We start from the raw sequence: 21,953 nt of genomic DNA on the forward strand, positions 1-21,953 counted from the left end.
ACATTATTTAAGCCCGATATTTACACCAAACACAAAGGTTTTTACCTGCGGGTAATACCCTCCGGCCGAAAGGGGCGACTCCGGATCGTAGGCATAATAAAAGTCGGTCTTGGTCAAGAGATTGTCTCCGGAAAAGTACACGCGGAGCTTGTTTACCCTGATCTTTTCGAGCAATCGGGCAGGCAGGGTATAGCCGATCTGAAGGTTTTTTAACCTGACATAGGATGCATCCTCCAGCCAATAAGAAGACACCCGGGTGTTATAGGTCTCTCCAAAGATCAACCTTGGATAGGAAGCATCGATATTTTCCGGTGTCCAACGGTCCAAGTGGATTTCCTGGGGATACATGGAGTAACTCTTAAAAGCATGACGGGCATTGTCATAGAGATAGCCCACAGCCTTGCCCACTCCCTGGACAAAGACAGAGAGATCAAAACCCTTCCAGGCCATGTTGGCACGGATGGAATAGGTATACCGTGGAAAGGGATTGCCCAGCACCTTTCGGTCATCTTCCATGGTTACCTTACCATCTCCGTTAATGTCCTCATAGACCAGGTCTCCGGGTGCAAACTTGCTCCGCTCGCTATCAAATACGGGAATGGTCGGCACCAATTCGCCCTCCACCATTTCAAAATCACTTTCTTGGGCCAGTCGTGTGGCCACTAATCCATAATAGGATCCACTGGGGTAGCCTACCAGGTTTACATTGGTTCCATAGGCCGGTGGGGTATCCCCCATGTCGAGCACTTTGTTCTTCACATCGGAAATCTGGAAGGTAAGGCCATAGTTAAAATCCTTGATCTGGTCTTTCCAGTTCAGGCTGGCCTCCCAACCCTTATTTTCAATGGACCCTGCATTGACATCACTGGGTGAGATACCGAGCACATCGGGCTGGGGTACTTGCAGCAGGATGTTCTTGGTCTGTTTGTTAAACCAGTCCCCTACAAAAGACAGCCGGCCCTCAAAAAAGTATAGGTCTAGGCCTATGTTGAGCATTTGGACGGTTTCCCAGGAAAGGTTGGTCCCTGCCGAAACGGTCTGGGCAAAACCATTGGTCCGCTGGTTGCCAATGGGCATGGACCCTACATCGGTCAGCACGGGAAGGTAAGCATAGTATTCGGCATAACCAGTCATATTGCTCAGGTATTGGTTGCCCAATCCACCGTAGGATACCCTGGCCTTTCCATCATAGAGTACCTTTTTCAACCCGGAAAGGAATCCTTCATCGGTAAACCGCCAACCGGCAGAAAAGGAGGGGAAAAACTTGTACCGGTTTTCCTTCGACAGCCTGGAAGAACCATCATAACGTCCATTCAGCTCCAAAAGGTATTTCCCTTTGAAATCGTAGTTGAGCCTGGCGATGCCGGATCTCAGGGCCCATTGATAGCCGTCACCACTACTGTTCTGGATCGGATTGGTCCCCAGATCAAGTGCAGGAACGTCCTCGGTCAGGAAGTTCTTGCGGCTACCGGCAAAGGACTCATAGCGCTCCCACTCTTGCTGAAAGGCCATTAATCCCGTGAAGTGGTGGTCACCCCAGGACTTGTGGTAATCCATCTGCGCAAGAAGGTTTTGGTAGCGGTTGACATAATCGCGAATGGACAGGGAATTTTCCTCCACATTGAACCACAGGACTTCCCCGGTATCCGGATGCCGGTGCTCCACTTTCCTGACTAAGGTCTCGCGTCTGGAATTGCTCATGACCAGGCCGTACTGGCCTTTTATGCTAAGGTTTTTTAGCAGGTCGATCTCTCCGGTAAAGTTACCGGTAAACTCCTGGGAGGAGAATATATTGCTTCCCCCGTCGGTGGCAATGGCCACGGGGTTATTGGCACCGCCACCGTATCCCCATTCGCCATTGGTATAGCGCACAGGAACCAATGGAGAGATGTTCATGGCTCCACGGATCACGCCGCCGGTGCCGGTCGTGGACCATTGGGGAGAATGGTAAATCCTGTCAATATAGCCTACATTGGCATTGATGTCCAGTTTATCCAGCAGGGTGGTGTTCAGTTTTAACCTCACATTGTCCCGCTGGGAGGCATAAGCGTCCCCTACGACCACACCTTCCTGGTCCAGGTGGCCGTAGGACATCAGATAGCCCAGGTTTTCGCCGCCACCTGAAATCGACACGTTTGCCTGGTACTGCGGGGCTGAATTCTTATAAATCGCATCGATCCAATCCGTGTTGGCCGAAAAATTGGGATCACTGCCATCGATCACTTTCTGGATATCCTCTTCCGAGTAGGTTTCGGATTGCCCCACATTGCGCATGGCCTCGTTTTGCAGCTCCATGTATTGGACACTGCCCAGCATTTTTGGCATACGGAACGGCTTTTGGATACCGTAGTAGGAATTGATATTGATTTGTGGTGCTGATTTCAGCTGTCCAGACTTGGTAGTGATAAGGATGACGCCATTGGCGCCCCTGGAACCGTACACCGCAGCGGATGCGGCATCCTTCAGGACGGAGACCGATTCGATATCATCCGGGTTCAGGATGTTCATATTTCCCTCAATCCCATCGATAATCACCAAGGGATTGGAAGAATTGATACTGCTGATTCCCCTGATGCGCACTGAACCGTTATCCTGGCCGGGCATGGCCGTATAATTGGTCACTACCAGTCCGGGCATCATCCCTTGGAGGAGATTAGAGGTATTGGTAGTGGGGCGGTTTTCCAAATCTTCGCTGGTCACCATTTCCACAGCTCCGGTCATGTTGACCTTCTTTTGCTCACCAAACCCGACAACTACCACTTCCTCCAGTGCTTTGGTATCTTCACCAAGGTAAATGTTCAGTTGCACATTGTTTTTCAATAACACCTCTTTGGACTTATATCCCAAAGAGCTCACCTTTAGTATTTGTCCTTCTTCGGCCTCAAGGGAAAAATGTCCATTGATGTCGGTCACGGTACCTTTGGAGGTCCCCTTGATCAAGACTGTCGCCCCCGGCAAGGTCTCGTTGGTTTTGCCGTCATAAACGGTTCCTTCGTATAGTTGGGACTGCTTCTCTTCCTTTCGGACGCCCAGACTTTCCTTGTCTTTGATGGCAATCATGCTATTGACCTGCATAAAGCCCAGATCGGTTTCCTGGGATATGACCTCAAGGATTTCCCGTAAAGTCGCCTCCCCAGAGGGCAGGGAAACCTCGATCTTTTTTGGATGAATATCCCCTTTATAGGTAAACAGAAAGTTGGTCTGGCTTTCTATAGCGGCAATGACCTGCTTCAGGTTGCTGTATTGGGACTGAACCGAAACCCTGGTAGCCCCAAGGTCCTGTCCCTTGACCGAGCCCGCCATCAGGGATGTACAGAGCAGGCAGGAAATAAAAACGCTGTAAAATAGCCTCATAAGCCAATGTTTTACTTTTATTAGTAAAGGCAAATGCATAGTTTTGTGATGTTTAAGTGAAAATTTAGACAAAGGGGTAGCTGTCCGCCAAGCATGATGCCTGGCAGGGTATGCCCAAAACCTTGGCAAGAGTGCTCCACCACTCTTGCCTGTTTTTTTTAACAGGCGCTGCCCTGGATGATGACCTTATTGGATTTAAATTGATAGTTTACATGGGTAGCGAATTTTATGATGTTGAGTATGTTTTTTAAGTTTTCATCCCGCTGTTTGAGCGTAATCCGGCAATTCAGCACAGCAGGATCCTCCACTTCTATGACTACCCCGTACCACCTGCCCAACTCCTTTAGCACTTCAGCTAGGGGTTCATTGTCAAAATAAAGGTATCCCCTGGCCCAATAGGCGATATGCTCTGGGTCCACGGTTTCAATTTTCCAATTCCCGGTTTCCTTAACAAAATGGGCCACCTTTCCCGGCGCCAAGGTAATGGCCTCCAAATCGCCATCGGCAACGTAAACCTGCACCGTACCGGTCCGTACGGCCACTTGCTGGATATCATCCTCGGGAAAGGCATGGATATTAAAGGAAGTCCCCAATACCTTTGTGGTTAGCTCACCGGAACGGATCAAAAAGGGCCTGTCCGCATCAGGGACCACGTCAAAAAAGGCCTCTCCTTCCAACACCACCAACCTGCTGCTGTCCCCAAATTCCTTTGGATAGGTCAGTTTACTGCCGGAATTTAACCGGACAGTACTACCATCAGAAAGGGTAATGGTGGACTTTTGCCCATAAGCGGTAGTCTTGACCAACATCTCCGGCCTGGCAGGATGTGTAGACTGGCCCAGCCAATAGGCCATGGCCCCCATGACCAGGAAAACACTGATGGCCGCTGCCCATTTCCGGAAGGTAGGTTGGCTATCGGAAATCGCCACCTCCCCTGCACCTGCAATGAGCTGCTGCTCCATGCTGGCCCAGGCATCGTCTACGTGCATCCCCTTCCTTTCGGATGGGAGCTCTGCCTGGAGCTGTTCAAGGTAATGGTGATAAGCCTTGGCAAATTCAACATCCTCTTCCAAACGCTTTTCAAACAGTGCCGTCTCCTGGGCATCGAGTTCTTCCAGCAGGTATTTTTCAATATAGGTAAGGAGTTCAAAGTCCATATGTCCAACGGTTCATAAATAGGACACATTTTTAAAGCTTGAGGACTATCCCGAAGGCAAAAAAATAAAAAATAATTTATTGTTTGATCTTAAATTTGTCCCGGAGGCTGCTCATGGCCACACTTAGCTGGTTTTTTACCGTACTTTCGGCAATCATGAGCGCAGTGGCAATTTCCTGGTTACTCAACCCCGCCCTGATCTTTAAGGTCAGGATCAACTTTCTCCGGTCGGGCAGTGATTGGGTAAAGCTTTCCAGCTCGTCCTGGAATTCCTTGAATTCAATTTGCTCCTGGGGAGAAAGGTCGGTGCTTACCAACACTTCATTGCATTCCTCAAAATGGAGCAATTCCCTGTTTTTGCCCCTAAGTGAATTCAGCGAAGCATTTTTGACGGATTTGAACATAAATGCTCGCACAGAACGCTCTATGGATATCTTCTCCTGCTGTTTCCAAAACTTGATAAAAAAATCAGAAACCAAGTCCTCTGCGGCGTCGGAAGAACGGAGATAAAGGAAGGCAAAATCACACAGGGATGCGTAATACTTGTCAAACAGGTATTGCAACCCTGACGGATCGTTGTTTTTCATTAACGTAATAGCCTTGTTATCGTCCATTTTTTTAATCGCTTTGGACAAAGATATCGTGGATGCCTTTAGAACCTTGAAATTTTCGGTTAACAAATCGTTAAGACATCAATCTAGAAAAAATATTTTAATCCTTCGCACTTTACGCATAATTTTCACTAAGCTTTTCATTATTTTTCTAAACTATCCCTTGGCTTATGGCAGCCTGCTCAAAATTTCAGGATATCCCCAGGCAAGAAACAATTAAAATGGCGATCATTTCACGGTGAAATGATCGCCATTCTTCAAACAACAAACTCGGTGACATATGATAGTTGGTAGAAAAAGTAATCCTCCCCCTTCCCCTTATTGATCATCAACTTCTCACTTCCCTTCTCATAAACAGGTAATAGCCCAATGCAAAACACAGCACTGTAGCCGCTACCAAGCCACTGACTTGTGGCCAAACGACCATCAAGCTGTCCTTGAGGGAAAGTGGAGACGGAACGGCACCTGCCATCTGCTCCATGGTCACCGGGCCGAGACTTCGGACCGAGGGCATCAGTAAGGTCGTGGTGGCATCGGTAAACAACTGACTCGGTGCCAGCCTGAGCAAGGACATGATCATACCATTATAGCGAATGGCATCCGATTGGGACAGTTCCTTGACATCCGGTGCAAAAGCTCCGACAGCGAGTTCGATGACAATCCTATAAAAAACGGTAAAGAAGAGCCATATTCCAATGGCTGTCAGCGCTGAGGTGGATGGCTGCCGAAAAAGGATGGACAGCAAAATGGCCAATGCCAACCAAAACCCGACGTACACCGTGCACAACAGCGCAAACCCAAAAATCCTTAGCACTTCCCCAACTTCTATGAACACACCTGTCAATATCATCCCCCCTCCTATCATCAGTAGCGTAAGGCTCAACAGCAATACGCCCACCAAAAGCAGTGAACTGGTGAATTTTGAAAGCAGTAAATTATCCCGATAAACAGGCTGGGCCATCACCCTGGTCAAGGTTCCATTTTGCTGCTCGGAGTTAATGGCATCAAATCCCAACCCAATCCCCAGCAAAGGTCCCAGAAAATTCAGAAACACATGAAAAGGAGGAAGGGTCCCTTCTGTGGTGGTAAGCAGTTTCAGATAAAGGAACAGCTGATCACTGTCCTTTGCTTTGGAGACCACTTCCCTGAGATTGGCCATGGCCACTGCTGTGGTCCCCCAATAAGTCAGTACGATCAATACCAAAAGTACGATAAACCGCCAGCTGCGGAGATGGTCTGCTATTTCTTTCCCCACCATAGTCCAAAACGGGCTTGGCCAGCGCTCCTGGTTCTGGACGTGGGGATTTTCCAATGATGACATGATGGTATTCATGGTAGGTTATACTCAATTTTTTGGTTATCAAAATACGTTTGGTAAATATCCTCCAGGCCATATTCCCTGTTTTGGACACCGGTGATCCCATAGCCTTTATGCACCAGAAAACGGACGATTTCCGGGGTCACATCCGCAGAACTTGCTATTTCCAACAAGTCCCCCCGAACGGACACTTCCTCCACATGGGCAAGGCCCAGCATTTCATCTTGGTCTTTCCAAGGTATTTCCAAGCGATCTGCCAGCTTTATCTTTACGGTAGGAGCATTTTGGGCAAAGAGCTTTCTGGATAGCGCATGGATACTTCCTTGTCCCAAAAGCTCACCCTTAACAAAAATCCCTACGCGGTCGCACACCTGCTGTACCTGATGAAGATGGTGACTGGACAGCAACACGGTAAGGCCACGTTCTTTGCTCAGCGATGAAATCAAGGAGAGGAACTCTTTTACACCACTGGGATCTATCCCCAATGTAGGCTCGTCAAGCACCACGACCTGGGGCTCCTTGATCAACACCTCTGCTAATCCCAGCCGCTGTTTCATGCCCCGGGAATAGGCTGCCGTCTTTTTATGGACCGTATCCCCGGTCAGGCCGACGGTCTCCATCGTGGCCAAGGCACGGTTCCTTACCTCCCCATGGGGAATGCCGTTAAGCGACCCCATGTACATCAGGTTTTCCAACGCTGTCATATTATCATAAAACCCAACACTGTCGGGCATGTAGCCTACCTGTCTTTTTACCGCGATTGGATTGGTAGTGGCATCGAAACCACATACTTCGGCCGATCCAGAGGAGGGCTCGGTCAGTCCCATCATCATCAGGATAGTAGTGGTTTTCCCTGCTCCGTTCGGCCCCAGCAATCCAAAGATTTCGCCTTTGTTGATTTCCAGGTCCAAGCCACCTACTGCCTTAAAGGAGCCGTAGTATTTGGTCAGCCTGTTCAGTTTAATGATTGGATTATCCATAACCGACCTTATCTTCTTCCAAATTTACGAATGAGTAAATAGACCAGGCCAACGGCAATCAGAATAACCAAAACACCAATCCATCCAGAAAGCAGGGAAGTGGTGACTGTCATGCGGTAAGCTGCCTCACTGTTGGTTTCGGAGGTTTTGGCCGTGAACCTATTCACATAATCACCGGGCAAGGTTTTCTCCGGGACGGTAACAGTAGCCACCACATCGGTTGATTTCCCCGGATCTAGCCGTTCAATGGTCGAAGGTGAAAACGTTGCTTCCCATTTGGGCGGTGTTTTTGAAGACATGGAAATATCACTGAGGGCTAAGGAACCTGTATTGGTTACTTTTAGGTTCACTTGCTTACTGTTGCCTTCGGTCACTTCCCCGCTCAGCTTACCAGTAGGCGTAGTGAGCTCCAATTCATAAGCTCCCTCCACCACGGCCTCCAACCCCAGGGACAAGGTATCCTTACCCATCGCATATATCGGCACATCATATTTGGCCGGTTTGGCACCATAGGCAGGGTGTACTTCAATATTGATGCTCTCTGATTTCCCGGATTCCATCTGAAGGGAAGTGACCTGCTTGCCACTGACCTTGAATTTTATCCGCCAGCCCTCAGGAGCCTTAGCATCCAAGGCATATCGGATGTCTTCCGGTGAACTGTTTTTTAATGTGGCCTGATAGCGGAAGGTCTCGCTTACCGGAGCTTTTATATTGATCAACCGGGCGGTAAAAGAAGAACTGTTTCCCGTACCTTGCGCCATCCCTGTAACTGTCCACAGGGAAAACAATAAGATCAATAAAATAATGAAAAGGTGATTAGTGCCCGCATGGGGCTTTCCATTGTTAAAACTATCTACTGACATAATTTAAATAAGTGAAAGTTATTAATAGATTAATAAAGACGCCTATTCCAATTTATCCCTAGACAACCCTAAGAATTGCAACCCCAATTTTATCAATTGGGAAAATCCAATGCAAAAATTTAACCTTTTTTAACAGTGTAACATAACACAATGATTGGCTTGTGGGATCAAACCCAATCAATTCATTCTCCAAACTAAAAAGTAAACAGGACATTCCGTGTCCCTAAGCCGGGGCAGCTTTCACCTTCTATTAAGGTGAAAGCTGCTTCCCAAAAAAAATCGGTTCCATATGATTTACTATGGGCAAACTGAGCGCTAGCGGGCTATGGAGATCGAAGCATCGCGTGGACGGATGAATTTGGGTGCCCATGCTCCTGATGCAGTCGATAATGATATATATTTTCCTTGCCCATGGTCAGTACCTACGGCACTGTTAGGATGCTGTATCCAATTTCTGGTACCAAGCTAATGCTCCTAACGGAGCATCCCTGCTGACACTTCTGTTGGCTAAAATAGTGAGAAGGGGGGCCCTGGCCAATGCCGCTGGGCATTTAAGCCTGGTAAAATCAGGTTGCCTCCAGGGGGGCTTTGTGCCGTAGGAACAAAACTATTCCCCTGATCTATCCGCACAAGTGGGACAGTCCCGTGGATAATTTACCCAAAGTATTCCATATAGAACCAAAAAATCTAAATCAACACTCCTATGCCGATTTTCAGTTGTTTTCAATCCTTATCAAACCATTTTTTAAGGAATTCGATCAGCTCTTTAAAGTGTATTTTAAGGAAATCAAACACGTCTTCAACCGCCTCCTCAAGGGCATTTTCGAGTGGATTGAATTCATCCCCGTTATAATATCGCGCTTTGGATCCTGGTCCATCCGGGGCGCCATGGTGTTCGTCAATTGACTTTCTCCAACGCTCGGCATGGGTCCTCCACTCGTGTTGGTTGACCAATTCCGGTGCTTCGAACCAGACATTCCAGGACAGGGTATTCCCCGGAGCCAGCATATTTCCCGATGCTATATTGAACGCTTTCATGACCAGTTCATTGAATTCATCCACTTTCGGATCATTGGTTTTGGTTATCTCACCAATTTCAACATCCAGATGACCTACTGCCCATGCCATTTCACTATGGCGGCTAAAATCCGGACTTTTAAAGGTAGTTGATTCCCCCACTCGCAAGGGAAAAACAGGTTGGTGTGGCTTTCCCGGGCAATGCGTTTGCACTTTGATCGCATGGGCCTTGTCCAATGGAAACGGGTGATGGCTTTTTTCCAAAATCGCCCACATCAATTGCCCAAAAATCCCCTGCTTTGGACTAAACCATATCTTTCCTTCCACCGTCATGTCGGCGGCCAACAGTGGCCCTTTCACTGGAGCATCGGGCTTTTCGTCTACCCATCCCCGCTGTCCTGTAACGGTCACTTCCACATTAAGGCATATTTTATCAAAAATCCATACTCCCTGCTGAGGGCAAATAATCGAATATACCCTGCCCGTATCGGTATAGCCCAATCTTGAGATATAGGGAGCAAACATCTGGAAACACCGGGTGGACTCTTCCCCGCCCGGCACGGTTTTCCAACTGAATTCCGGCCATTTTACCGGCATCTGCCTTTGCAGCAAGTTGATATTGGCAAGATTATCCAACATGGGCAATGCGCTCAAATCGGGATCGGGATAAGCGCATTGCGGGTGTTCTTTTAGAAAGCCACCCTTCCAGCCTGATACAGGCTTTGAGTTTTTTAATGTATACATGGCTATATTGTTTAATGGTTAGCAAAAATTTAGCTTAATCGGCAAGGATCAATTCAAAAAACCTTTCATATAATCCGAAAACCCCGTCTTATTGAATCGAGTTAAAACCACCTCCATCAGGTGTGGGCAGAACGCTTTTAGTTACCATATCAACACCTCATCTGGCTGTCTTCGCTCATTTTTCCGGAACAGGTTAAAGACCACCATAAATTCCTGGGTAGTGCCTGGTAACAGGTAACTCCCGTTGGTCGGGAATTCATACACATAGCCCAGTTTAAATTTATCAAAGATCAATCCTGCCTGGAGGTTATTGGCGTAATCGATCCGGTGCCCGCCTCCTATCCAGAACCTGTCCATAAACAAGGCCTTGACGTTGAATTCCACATTATCAGGTAAATTTTTCTGGGACCTGAAAAAGAAGTTCGAGCTTATGGCCATGTTGTTGCCCAGGGCTTCCCGGTACCCTGCCTGCACAATATAATTGATCGGCCTGCCCTCCATAAAATCATCCCCGCTGGAAATCTTCCCGCCATTCACCTGGTGCATGGCATAGGAAAGGTAATAATTGGCATGGGTCAAAGCCAGTCCCAGGTTAACATCAACAATTTGCATGTCCGAGAAGCCTCCAATATAGTTGCTTAGGACATCATCAGCCTGCTCCTCCACGGTCATGGCCGTACCGTCCAATCTTACGTTGGTATAACTTACCCCAGCTCCAAGCCTTAGGTTGTGTTTGGCCGTCAACCTCACCCTACTGGCATAGGACACCACAAGACCTGTCTCATCAAACGCTCCATATTGATCAAACAACAGGTTCAGCCCAACGGCATTTTTTCCCATCAGAGCAGGATCCTCACTTCCCTTCATCTCGGCAAAGTCCAACTCCCCACTAAAAAACATGGTCTTGGGCGCCCCTTCAAATCCACTCCATTGGTTTCTTACAAACCCACGAAGGGTACTGCCCTCATACCCTGTCAGACCGGGGTTATAATAACTCTGGAAAAAGTTGAACTGGCTGATGTACTTTCTGGACTGGCCCATAACCACCGATGAACCTACCAACATTAAAAACAGTATTGAAATGGCTATTTTGTTCATTTTGATAAACTGGTTATTGGTTAGTACACTGCTTTGTCCTTGCTGATCGATACGTTTGCCGATTCCTTTCATCTCCTCAATAAGTTTAAGGTTCCTCTTCTCACTTCGCCGGTCTCGCCCACTTCTATCACCCAGAAATAAGATCCTGCTGCCATTTCCTTTCCATTGAATTGACCATCCCAGCGCTCTTCAGGATCTTCGGAATAGAACAGCCTGTTACCGCTTCGCTCAAAGACCATGATCCTCACCCCTGTGTAGAATTTTAGTTCCTCTACTCCCCAGGTATCATTGGCGCCATCTTGGTTTGGCGTAAAGGTGTTATAGATCATTACCTCTTCGAACGGCACCCTGAGGCGGTTAATCACAAATGACTTTTCAAACTTGTTCCCATCTGCATCGGCCGCTTCTAAAAGTACCTCAAAAGCCTTTTTGCCCGGTAATGCTTCCATGCTGCTCCAGAACAGGGTCGTTCCTGACAAGTCGAAATACGCGTTGTCCATGGCATCCCCCACTAGGGCCAGTGAATGCTGGTCATCCACTGGATCGATGACCGTAAGCGCACCTACGGCTATTTGGCTCCGACCTACTTCGGCAGTAAAGCTATCATTGTCCAAGACTATATCTTCAGGAGCAGGCTTAGGCAAGACGATCACCTCCTGGTAGGGGCCAGAAGCGGTATTGGTTACCCCTTCCGGAAGGGTAATGTTTCCTTCCACTGTATAGCTTCCCCTGCTCCTTGGGGCAATGGAAGTCCTGTCCCAAACGACCGGTAAATTGATTATTTCATCATGACGCGTTCTCACCAGCACTTCCCCGGAAAGCGGGATTTGATCCGGTAAGGTCCCCCAATCTACTTCCACCACCGGTTGCTCATAAAATGCCACTACCTCAATGGACTCGATGGTCAAGGTGGCTCCCTCAAACTGCAACAGATAATTCTTCCCTGCTGTTAGGCTTCCCCTGCCGATGGCATAGGTCCCCACGGCTTCTCCAGATGAACGATCCAATTTCCCGGTAAAGACTTCATACCCGTCCCCATTGACAAATCCCGTTGCCCGGTAGGTGAGGTTTGGATCATTGACACCAAAGATCCTGACATGATCATTTGCCCTCACCGTTAAGCTTGCCGGTGTAATTTCAAAACTGCCTTCGGTATAGCCAATCGTGTAATTGGGAGAAGTATAACCCGATGCCGTGATCGCATAGGTGCCAACTTCCTCTCCTGGCGCACGGGAAACACTGAGCGTCCCGCCCAAATCACCCTCATTGTCGCCATTGACAAATCCGACATAGTCAACACTCAAAGATGGATCGACATTACCATATACTTTCCAGGCGTCTTGCACCGCTACCGTCAAGGTTGCCGGTGTAATTTCCAAGCTGCCATCGGCATAGCTGATCGTGTAATTGGGAGAAGCATAACCCGATGCAGTGATCGCATAGGTGCCAACTTCCTCTCCTGGCGCACGGGAAACATTGAGCGTCCCGCCCAAATCATCCTCATCGTCGCCATTGACAAATCCGACATAGTCAACACTCAAAGATGGATCTGAAGCTCCATATACTTTCCAGGCATCTTGCACCGCTACCGTCAAGGTTGCCGGTGTAATTTCAAAACTGCCATCGGTATAGCCAATCGTGTAATTGGAAGAAGTATAACCCGATGCCGTGATCGCATAGGTACCGACTTCCTCTCCTGGCGCACGGGAAACATTGAGCGTCCCGCCCAAATCACCCTCATTGTCGCCATTGACAAATCCGACATAGTCAACACTCAAAGATGGATCTGAAGCTCCATATACTTTCCAGGCATCTTGCACCGCTACCGTCAAGGTTGCCGGTGTAATTTCCAAGCTGCCATCGGCATAGCTGATCGTGTAATTGGGAGAAGCATAACCCGATGCCGTGATCGCATAGGTGCCAACTTCCTCTCCTGGCGCACGGGAAACACTGAGCGTCCCGCCCAAATCTTCCTTATCGTCGCCATTGACAAATCCTGCATAGTCAACACTCAAAGATGGATCGACATTACCATATACTTTCCAGGCGTCTTGCACCGCTACCGTCAAGGTTGCCGGTGTAATTTCCAAGCTGCCATCGGCATAGCTGATCGTGTAATTGGGAGAAGCATAACCCGATGCCGTGATCGCATAGGTACCGACTTCCTCTCCTGGCGCACGGGAAACATTGAGCGTCCCGCCCAAATCATCCTCATCGTCGCCATTGACAAATCCGACATAGTCAACACTCAAAGATGGATCTGAAGCTCCATATACTTTCCAGGCATCTTGCACCGCTACCGTCAAGGTTGCCGGTGTAATTTCCAAGCTGCCATCGGCATAGCTGATCGTGTAATTGGGAGAAGCATAACCCGATGCCGTGATCGCATAGGTACCGACTTCCTCTCCTGGCGCACGGGAAACATTGAGCGTCCCGCCCAAATCATCCTCATCGTCGCCATTGACAAATCCGACATAGTCAACACTCAAAGATGGATCTGAAGCTCCATATACTTTCCAGGCATCTTGCACCGCTACCGTCAAGGTTGCCGGTGTAATTTCAAAACTGCCATCGGTATAGCCAATCGTGTAATTGGAAGAAGTATAACCCGATGCCGTGATCGCATAGGTACCGACTTCCTCTCCTGGCGCACGGGAAACATTGAGCGTCCCGCCCAAATCACCCTCATTGTCGCCATTGACAAATCCGACATAGTCAACACTCAAAGATGGATCTGAAGCTCCATATACTTTCCAGGCATCTTGCACCGCTACCGTCAAGGTTGCCGGTGTAATTTCCAAGCTGCCATCGGTATAGCTGATCGTGTAATTGGGAGAAGCATAACCCGATGCCGTGATCGCATAGGTGCCAACTTCCTCTCCTGGCGCACGGGAAACACTGAGCGTCCCACCCAAATCATCCTCATCGTCGCCATTGACAAATCCGGCATAGTCAACACTCAAAGATGGATCGACATTACCATATACTTTCCAGGCGTCTTGCACCGCTACCGTCAAGGTTGCCGGTGTAATTTCCAAGCTGCCATCGGCATAGCTGATCGTGTAATTGGGAGAAGCATAACCCGATGCCGTGATCGCATAGGTACCGACTTCCTCTCCTGGCGCACGGGAAACATTGAGCGTCCCGCCCAAATCATCCTCATCGTCGCCATTGACAAATCCGACATAGTCAACACTCAAAGATGGATCTGAAGCTCCATATACTTTCCAGGCATCTTGCACCGCTACCGTCAAGGTTGCCGGTGTAATTTCCAAGCTGCCATCGGCATAGCTGATCGTGTAATTGGGAGAAGCATAACCCGATGCCGTGATCGCATAGGTACCGACTTCCTCTCCTGGCGCACGGGAAACATTGAGCGTCCCGCCCAAATCATCCTCATCGTCGCCATTGACAAATCCGACATAGTCAACACTCAAAGATGGATCTGAAGCTCCATATACTTTCCAGGCATCTTGCACCGCTACCGTCAAGGTTGCCGGTGTAATTTCAAAACTGCCATCGGTATAGCCAATCGTGTAATTGGAAGAAGTATAACCCGATGCCGTGATCGCATAGGTACCGACTTCCTCTCCTGACGCTCGGGAAACACTGAGCGTCCCGCCCAATTCTTCCTCATCGTCGCCATTGACAAATCCTGCATAGTCAACCGTTAAGACAGGATCCGGGGTACCGTAACCTTTGGTCTGGTTCTCAGCAGTGATTGTCAATGTCGCAGTGTTGACCGTTAAGGATTGGGTTACCGGAGTAGCTGCGTTGGTGGTACCATCTCCGTTTTGGGTGGCAGTAATTTGTGTCATTCCCGCTTTAAGGACAGTAGCTTGGTTTCCACTGATACTGACCACAGATGGATCATCGGCCACATAGGTTACGGGAAGACCTTGATCTGTTTGGGCATCTCCTAAGATAAAGTCTGCATCTCCATAGGTCTTGGACGCTATCGCCCCAAAGGAGATTATTTGACCTGCCTTCACCGGGCCTTCCCAAGTGCTCTCTACTGTAGTGCCTGCATCTTGACCATCATTTGGCGTCACCTCAAAGCTGAGGTATTTTCCCCGATCTGCTGTTTGTAAGGTGTATTGATCGCTATTTACCCCTGAGATAACCGTTTTACCAGTTCCTGCATTATCGTCGGATCGGTACCACTGATAAACAGAACCACTTTCGGCATCTCCATCAGCATCGCTAAAGGTATAGCTGGCCGTCAATGTTTTTTCCACTGTAGGCTCTCCGGCTATGGAAAGCCCACTGGCAGCAGGTGCCTCATTGGTATCTTTTGTACTGGCATCAGTTACAGTAGGCCCCTGATTTCCTGCCGGGTCAGTCAAGTAAATGCTGAGTGTAACTACTCCGTCTTCAAGATCAGACAAATCAATACCTGCAATGGTGGATGAGGCCGAAGCAATGGTACCTGTTCCTATAACCGGGCTTCCACCACCAGCACTACCAATGCTATATTGATATTCAGCACCAACTTCTGCTCCGGAAAAGGTGATGCTTCCTGCACCTTGATTGGACTCGTCAATTGGATCTTGGTCTATTACTGCCGAATAACCATTAGGTGCGGTTTGGTCCAACACAGCACTATTGTCCGAGGACATCACACCGGAGTTGCCTGCCGCATCGGTAAGTGTTATCGTCACGGTCAAAACACCATCGGTCAAACTGCTTACATCAACTGGAAAAGGCATTATACCATTGCTCACCAAAGTGCTGCCTGTCAATACAGCGGTATTGCCATCTCCACTACTGGAAATACTGTAGTTCAGTGTAGAGCCCAACTCTGCGCCAGAAACGGTAAAACCGGTGGATGCTGCCTCGTTTGCATTGACCAGCACATCATCCCAAGCTACCGAATAACCCGAAGGAAGGTCAGCATCCTTTGTTTCGGAATCGGTGGCATTTGACCCCTGATTTCCTGCTCCATCTGTTAAATAAACCGTCAAGGTGACATTGCCATCGCTCAGTCCTGAAAGATCAAATCCAGCGCCCCCGTTATCAAATTGTTGATTTGTAGCGTTAACGGTTTCTGACCCTAAGACAGTGGATCCTCCACCATCACTTTGGAAGGAATAAAACAGTGTACTCCCTACTTCCAGGTCTTCTCCTGAAAATTCAACGTTGGTTTCATTGATAACATTAATAACTGACTCTCCCAATAGGTCCATGGAGACCGAATAACCGGAGGGTGCCGCAGTATCTTTGGTTTTGGTATCGGTAACGGCACTTCCTGTATTCCCAAAACTGTCTGTCAAGGTAGCTGAAAGGGTGATCGTTCCATCGGTTAATCCACTCAGATCAATCCCTGTTACCTGGTCGGTCGCAGTGGCCAAGGTTCCTGAGCCAGTGACATGGGCACCTCCCCCGGAACTGCTAAAGGTATACTGGTAGGTAGCTCCCACTTCTGCACCGGAAAAGGTAAAACTGCACGAAGAATGGTTGCTGAAATTTATAAATCCCTGATCTATCGAAGCACTATATCCAAAAGGAGCGGAAGAATCCTTTATTGCAGAATCTGTAACAGCAGCACCTGTACCCCCAAAAGTATCCGTTAAAGTCACGGTCAATGTAATATCGCCATCTCCTAGGGAACTCAGGTCGATACCGGTAATTTGGTCTGTTGGAGTGGATACGTTTCCTGATCCAGTCACATTGGTCCCTCCACCATCACTGCTGAAGGTATAGTTGTATGTCGAACCAACCTCCGCCCCGGCCAAGGTAGCGCTTGCAGCAGCTTGATTGGATGCATTAAACTCGGCTTGGTCAATGCTCACACTATATCCCGAGGGCGGGCTAAGGTCTTCGTCTTGGATCGTGATTATAATTTGTTGGCTACCATCCTCTATGGCGTTGGTGGGAGTATCCATATCAATGATAACCGTCTCATCACCCTCTTCTATACCATCGTAATTGGAAGTTACACGAATACTGTCCATGGTCTCACCTGGAGCCACCGTAATAACGCTTCCAGTCATGGTATAGTCCGTCCCCCCACCAACTGCGGTGCCGGAAAAGAGCAATGGAATGGATACCGTTACCCCTGCAGGATTGTCTAACTTCCCTCTCACATAGGCTTGTCCACCTGCTTCATTGGTGATGGGATTTCCATAATCCAGCACTTCCAAAGAGGCATTGGGCTGGGCATCATCGTTGGTAATAGTATAGGTAACCTGTTGGACTCCATCTTCTGTGCCGCCGGTAATAGAACTGATATCCATGACGACCGTTTCATGATTTTCATACAGGTCATCATTGATATTTTGAAGGGTCAGCGTTCCGGAAGTTCCTCCCGTGGGAATGGTAATGCTCGAACTGCCACGATTATAATCTACTAAGTGCGTAGCAGTACCACTAAAGGAGAGATTTACTTCCGTATTGGCTCCATAGCTATTGGAAAGCGTAGCGGTCACGACCGTGGTACTGCCAATGTCCTCTGATTTAGAGGATGGGTTCACACTTAACGTGACAGTAGGAACAGGAATCACAATTATAGAGGCCATGTAATTCCCCAAGCTGGTATCTGTACCGTCACTTACTTCAAACTGAAATGAGGTATTGGTACTTCCATTTTGGATATACTGTAAGTTTCCGGCATCCAAATCCGCCTTGCTGATCTGTTGGTTGGCACTTACTTCTTCACCGCCATCATAAACATCATCATTATCAGCATCCAAAAACAGTGTCCCGGATCCGGGAATCGCTTCGATTAGCAGATGGTCCAGCGGATCTCCATCGCTGTCCGAATAGCCAACATCCGAAGTCGAAAAAGTATAAACCAAATCTTCATATGGCCCATTAGAGGTGCTAAAGCTGGAAGCAATAGGTAAAGCATTTCCTGCCGTAATGCTAATCGTCATAGATTCAGTATCGCCCAAACTGCCTCCCGATCCGGTGTTACCATTGTCATTTATAGAGATAGAAAGTGCCTGATCGGCCAAATTTCCTGACTGGTTTTGGAATTCCACGTTGGCTCCAGCTATATAGGTGTTGATACTGGCAATGGTACCTGTCAGTGTGATGGATGACGAACCACCGCCAGAAACAGTCACTCCCCCACTGGAAGTTGCCGAAAGGGTTCCCGCTCCCACCCCAAACTGCACGGAAACGCTTCCAGAACCTGCATCCACATCTGAAAAACTAATGCCCGTCAGTGCAGTGCTGACGTCTTCATCCACGGTCACTGAAGCGGGAAGTGAAATGTCAGGCGGATCATTTACAGCAGGAATATCCACATTCACTGTTCCGATAAATAATTTACTTCCTCCTCCTGTGCCCGTATTGCCGTTATCGCTGATATAGACGCTTACGCTAGCGGCATTATTTCCATTGAGGTTAGCGTCAGGTCGAAAATAAATGTTTGAGGGAGTATCAATATAATTGTTCAAATCGGTCAAGGTACCAGTCGCCGTAAATACGTCGGTAAGTTGTCCTGTCACTTCGATCCCGGCACCAGCGGCAATATCAAGAATCCCCCCGGTAGCTTCCAAGGTCAGGGTAAGGTCCCCGGCACCTGCATCTGGATCATTTATGGTGGCAGCGGAAATATCAAACACATCGGTGGTAGCATCTTCCGCTACCGTAACATCTGTGGGCAAGCCGGTAATGGTAGGGTCGGCATTGGCAGCACTTGCCACACTATAAGTAAAATCATCCAAGTTGACCTGATAAAAATTCGTTGATGTAAGATGAACCTCATTTATCACAACATTAAAAATCAACGAATGAAAAGACCCTAAAGAAACCGATTGGGGAGATCCCACGGGCACTCCTGATGCATATCCTTGTATTGTTACGGTAGAACCTGCATCATTCCTTAGAAACAAGCCGTTTAATTCAAACAATCCCCCATCAACTCTCGATATGATTACTTTTTCGGCTGTACTGGTAGATAGATCTGTAGAAAGTAGATCGAGAGAAGGCGAATTCCCTGATCCATAGTCTGGAATGTGGGCAAAATCTCCTCCGCCTCCTTCATCTGTAAATTCAAAGTGAAAATCAACCCCACCAATTGACTTAATCAAGGATATGACCCCATCTGGCCCACTATCAAACGTCTCCGTAAACGTCTGCCCATTTACCTGAAAACAGCAAAGCAAACCCAAGGCAAATAATAGGAACTCCTTAAAATGTCGTATGTAGTAAATGTGTTTCATAGTTTCTGTATCGAGGGCCAACTGAACTTGACCAGGTAATCTGGCAGATTCCGTCAAAGCAATGTATAAATGGGCAAGACCGCAATGTTCACAAACAGGTAAGGGCAGGGGAAACACTTCCCCTGCCTTTTCCCCAAATTATTATTCCATGATCAATCCCGGGGAGGAAAGATCCCCTGCACACAAATGATAAAACTGATGCTGGTATAGGGCTGAATATTGTTCACCGGAATACTACCCCCAGTCAACCCTGTTTCGGAAACCGTCTGATTGCCGGTATTCAACGAGACGCTTGGTGCTTCACTGTTAAAACCTTGTGCTGGCCTACCTGTTGCCATGGGGGCCGCTATGGTATTCGCTCCATTGGTTCCGGGAATTTGCTCGGTAGCCTGTGAAGCACTTGCCTTGATCGTGACCGGGGCCAGCGAGTGACCATGGGAAGGTAAATTGGTTGTCATAAGCGTATTGGTTTCGACACCGCCTTTTTGCCCCAATCTATAGTCGGACAATCCTGGGCCATGCCCTGGGCCAACAGGCACCCTTCCCCTTAGGTCGGGCAGCGCAAAAGTAGTCCTGCCATCTCCACCATAAGTGGTCCCCAGCAGTGAAAAAAGTGCTTGGTATTGTGAAATAGGAAGCAGCTGTCCCTCGCAGTACATCCACCCTCTCGGGGCAAAGGTCCCTGCAAACATTTTTATTGATGCCATGTACTCGTCCATTTTTTCGTTGTTTTAGGTTAAAAATTGATTTTTGTGTAATTGCTATTTCCTGTCAAATTTGATCTTGGTATTCTTTTTTAATCTTTTGGAGCAATCTCCCCATTTCTTCAATTACCTTGTCGTACTTCTCTGAAAGCCGCGTTAGCTTCTGTTGAACGGAAAAATGATCCAGGTCATTTTTCTTTTCGGTTTCCAGCTTACTTTTTTGGTGGTCCAGCCTGAATAGCTGCGTCCTTAAAGCATCCATGCCACTTAATATGATCTGCACGCGATCTGATTGGTATTTTTCAGGATCCTGTTGCAAATCCCTTAAAAAATCAAACCAGGCCATGCTGTGTGCACAGCTTAGGCGGCTTTTCCGAGCGTCCGGGGGACAAAATCCCTTTCGTTTCCCAGGCTTCTGCTGACCATCACTTTCTTCGTCCTCAGATTCATACACCTCGTGGGCAAGTCCGCAGTTCAATATTTTATACCTCAATAAGTCCATACCTTAAATGCCTGATTCGTTTACTGGCCCAACTTAATATTGTCCATACACCTCATCCGCAACTTGCTTCCCTATACTCCTCTCTACAAACAATCTCCCTCTTGTCATCTCCACCTTTATGTCTTGTGCCGACCTTGGAGACATAAACCACACTGGACCGCTGGCAGTCCGCACGGAGATTGATCGCTCCCCGTGGCCCTGTCACGTTTATTCGACGCAAAGCCGATACAATGCTATTTTGTGATCGGGGATACTTTTTTTGATACTGATTCCTCAACAGTAACCCTATTTCATAGGCAAGCAGCGCAAACGGAGATGGAATTGCTGCAAAACGCCGTTGGTAATGCTCCACAAATTCTACATTGGCCTCATTTTGAAGCTCTCGGAACCAAGTAGATGCCGAAAACAGGGACTTGCTGCTGACCTCCAGTACCTTTATCAAATCGGAAGCATCTTGACAATAGCCCATCAGGTTTCCCTTTATGTGATCTGCTCCCGAAAGGCTATCCCAAAGACCTGTGATCCCCCCTATCTCACTAAGGCAAATACAAGACTGCTGATCCAATAAATCCCTAACAAAATTGGCCAATACAAATTGACTGGAAGACAAAAAGAGGCTGTTCATAAAAACATGTCTCAGCCCATGATCCCGAACAGGCCTACTTTTGATCATGTTGATCAGCACAATGGGACAACGACAATTTTTAACACAAGCCATCATGGCCGATTCGTGGTTTCTGTCCATCACCGCCAATATCAGCGATACACCGGATACTGATTCAAGGTGTAGTAGGGCCAATTGTAGATCTTCCTGCACATTGCTTTGGTAATATTGGACGGCAAAGTCCACTCTTTCCCATTCATCACTGTTTACACCGATTCCCAGGCCGTTTCGGATTTCCTGTTGAACGTGGGAAACCTGGCCTGAGAACGGTATAAACAATCCTACTTTCATCATCAAAAAAAACACTTTTACTATCTATTTCTTTTTACTCATGTTGGTAAGTACAAATTTGCCCTATTCTTACCCCATGTAACAGCGCAAAAATCCCTATTCACTAAATCAGGTAGAAATACCTGGTTATGACGGCCAAAAAAATGGCTCTATATGGATTATAGTGGACAACCATAAGAGGCCAGTTATTTTACAGGTGATGTATGATCCTTTCAAGGGAGAATTTTCTGTTCTGCCTTGAGGTATTTGAGGTTAAAAAATCAAAGAAGTGGGGTGGAAAAGGCGCAGGCTTGCCTGTCTAGCAGCCAGATAGACCTGACATGAATCAGCATAAAAAGCTGATTGGCTGCCCAAATAGAGGAGTTTTCCTGCTCGAGTGCAGGCTTTGATTTTAGTCAAACAGCTCACCGCCGTGGGGTTTCCTCCACAGGCGGACAGGTTTGGGTTACTTTTTCACCTGTAGGAAAAAGTAACAAAGGT

General features: G+C 47.8%; 12 protein-coding genes. All 12 read right to left on the reverse strand.

Translation table 11 applies throughout. The annotated features are described in order from the left end of the window. Window positions 1–3: 3 nt before the first annotated feature. The 12 genes from FKX85_RS20680 to FKX85_RS20735 all read right to left on the reverse strand — a co-directional run bounded on the left by FKX85_RS20680 (window position 4) and on the right by FKX85_RS20735 (window position 21,476). Window positions 4–3,354, reverse strand: coding sequence for a SusC/RagA family TonB-linked outer membrane protein (locus FKX85_RS20680; RefSeq protein WP_168196315.1), 3,351 nt, complete (start codon window positions 3,352–3,354; stop codon window positions 4–6). A 158-nt stretch (window positions 3,355–3,512) separates the two neighbouring features. Next, window positions 3,513–4,511, reverse strand: coding sequence for a FecR domain-containing protein (locus FKX85_RS20685; RefSeq protein WP_141616527.1), 999 nt, complete (start codon window positions 4,509–4,511; stop codon window positions 3,513–3,515). 76 nt (window positions 4,512–4,587) lie between these two features. Then, window positions 4,588–5,124, reverse strand: coding sequence for an RNA polymerase sigma factor (locus tag FKX85_RS20690; protein WP_141616528.1), 537 nt, complete (start codon window positions 5,122–5,124; stop codon window positions 4,588–4,590). 325 nt (window positions 5,125–5,449) lie between these two features. After that, window positions 5,450–6,454: an ABC transporter permease gene (locus tag FKX85_RS20695; RefSeq protein WP_141616529.1), complete on the reverse strand. Its 1,005-nt coding sequence runs from the start codon at window positions 6,452–6,454 to the stop codon at window positions 5,450–5,452. Further along, entirely contained in the window at window positions 6,451–7,419 is a 969-nt protein-coding gene (locus tag FKX85_RS20700; RefSeq protein ID WP_141616530.1) for an ABC transporter ATP-binding protein, read from the reverse strand. Before FKX85_RS20700 ends, FKX85_RS20695 begins: the two co-directional genes overlap by 4 nt. A gap of 8 nt (window positions 7,420–7,427) precedes the next feature. Continuing rightward, complete coding sequence (locus FKX85_RS20705) at window positions 7,428–8,282, reverse strand: COG1470 family protein (RefSeq protein WP_141616531.1); 855 nt, start codon at window positions 8,280–8,282, stop codon at window positions 7,428–7,430. A 723-nt stretch (window positions 8,283–9,005) separates the two neighbouring features. Next, window positions 9,006–10,043 (reverse strand): hypothetical protein, encoded by a 1,038-nt coding sequence (locus FKX85_RS20710; RefSeq protein WP_141616532.1) that lies wholly within the window; start codon window positions 10,041–10,043, stop codon window positions 9,006–9,008. Between the two features lie 141 nt (window positions 10,044–10,184). Continuing rightward, window positions 10,185–11,213, reverse strand: a complete 1,029-nt coding sequence (locus FKX85_RS20715) for a PorP/SprF family type IX secretion system membrane protein (RefSeq protein ID WP_141616533.1) — start codon at window positions 11,211–11,213, stop codon at window positions 10,185–10,187. Further along, entirely contained in the window at window positions 11,210–19,312 is an 8,103-nt protein-coding gene (locus tag FKX85_RS20720; RefSeq protein ID WP_141616534.1) for an MBG domain-containing protein, read from the reverse strand. The genes FKX85_RS20715 and FKX85_RS20720 overlap by 4 nt, the downstream gene beginning before the upstream one ends. A gap of 152 nt (window positions 19,313–19,464) precedes the next feature. After that, a complete protein-coding gene (locus tag FKX85_RS20725; protein ID WP_317130654.1) occupies window positions 19,465–20,019 on the reverse strand; it encodes a phage tail protein in 555 nt (184 codons plus the stop codon). Between the two features lie 64 nt (window positions 20,020–20,083). Beyond that, on the reverse strand, window positions 20,084–20,518 hold the full coding sequence (locus FKX85_RS20730) for a hypothetical protein (RefSeq protein WP_141616536.1): 435 nt from the start codon (window positions 20,516–20,518) through the stop codon (window positions 20,084–20,086). Window positions 20,519–20,570: 52 nt separating this feature from the next. Beyond that, on the reverse strand, window positions 20,571–21,476 hold the full coding sequence (locus FKX85_RS20735; RefSeq protein WP_141616537.1) for an ABC transporter substrate-binding protein: 906 nt from the start codon (window positions 21,474–21,476) through the stop codon (window positions 20,571–20,573). Window positions 21,477–21,953 lie beyond the last annotated feature (477 nt).

This window comes from Echinicola soli, from assembly GCF_006575665.1.
GTDB classification, from domain to species: Bacteria; Bacteroidota; Bacteroidia; order Cytophagales; family Cyclobacteriaceae; genus Echinicola; species Echinicola soli.

What these genes read in the sequence shown, in the direction of transcription:
- FKX85_RS20680 (WP_168196315.1), bottom strand. Translation starts at nt 3,354, where the DNA reads ATGAGGCTATTTTACAGCGTTTTTATTTCCTGCCTGCTCTGTACATCC.
- FKX85_RS20725 (WP_317130654.1), bottom strand. Translation starts at nt 20,019, where the DNA reads ATGGCATCAATAAAAATGTTTGCAGGGACCTTTGCCCCGAGAGGGTGG.
- FKX85_RS20735 (WP_141616537.1), bottom strand. Translation starts at nt 21,476, where the DNA reads ATGATGAAAGTAGGATTGTTTATACCGTTCTCAGGCCAGGTTTCCCAC.
- FKX85_RS20720 (WP_141616534.1), bottom strand. Translation starts at nt 19,312, where the DNA reads ATGAAACACATTTACTACATACGACATTTTAAGGAGTTCCTATTATTT.
- FKX85_RS20685 (WP_141616527.1), bottom strand. Translation starts at nt 4,511, where the DNA reads ATGGACTTTGAACTCCTTACCTATATTGAAAAATACCTGCTGGAAGAA.
- FKX85_RS20710 (WP_141616532.1), bottom strand. Translation starts at nt 10,043, where the DNA reads ATGTATACATTAAAAAACTCAAAGCCTGTATCAGGCTGGAAGGGTGGC.
- FKX85_RS20690 (WP_141616528.1), bottom strand. Translation starts at nt 5,124, where the DNA reads ATGGACGATAACAAGGCTATTACGTTAATGAAAAACAACGATCCGTCA.
- FKX85_RS20715 (WP_141616533.1), bottom strand. Translation starts at nt 11,213, where the DNA reads ATGAAAGGAATCGGCAAACGTATCGATCAGCAAGGACAAAGCAGTGTA.
- FKX85_RS20700 (WP_141616530.1), bottom strand. Translation starts at nt 7,419, where the DNA reads ATGGATAATCCAATCATTAAACTGAACAGGCTGACCAAATACTACGGC.
- FKX85_RS20730 (WP_141616536.1), bottom strand. Translation starts at nt 20,518, where the DNA reads ATGGACTTATTGAGGTATAAAATATTGAACTGCGGACTTGCCCACGAG.
- FKX85_RS20705 (WP_141616531.1), bottom strand. Translation starts at nt 8,282, where the DNA reads ATGTCAGTAGATAGTTTTAACAATGGAAAGCCCCATGCGGGCACTAAT.
- FKX85_RS20695 (WP_141616529.1), bottom strand. Translation starts at nt 6,454, where the DNA reads ATGAATACCATCATGTCATCATTGGAAAATCCCCACGTCCAGAACCAG.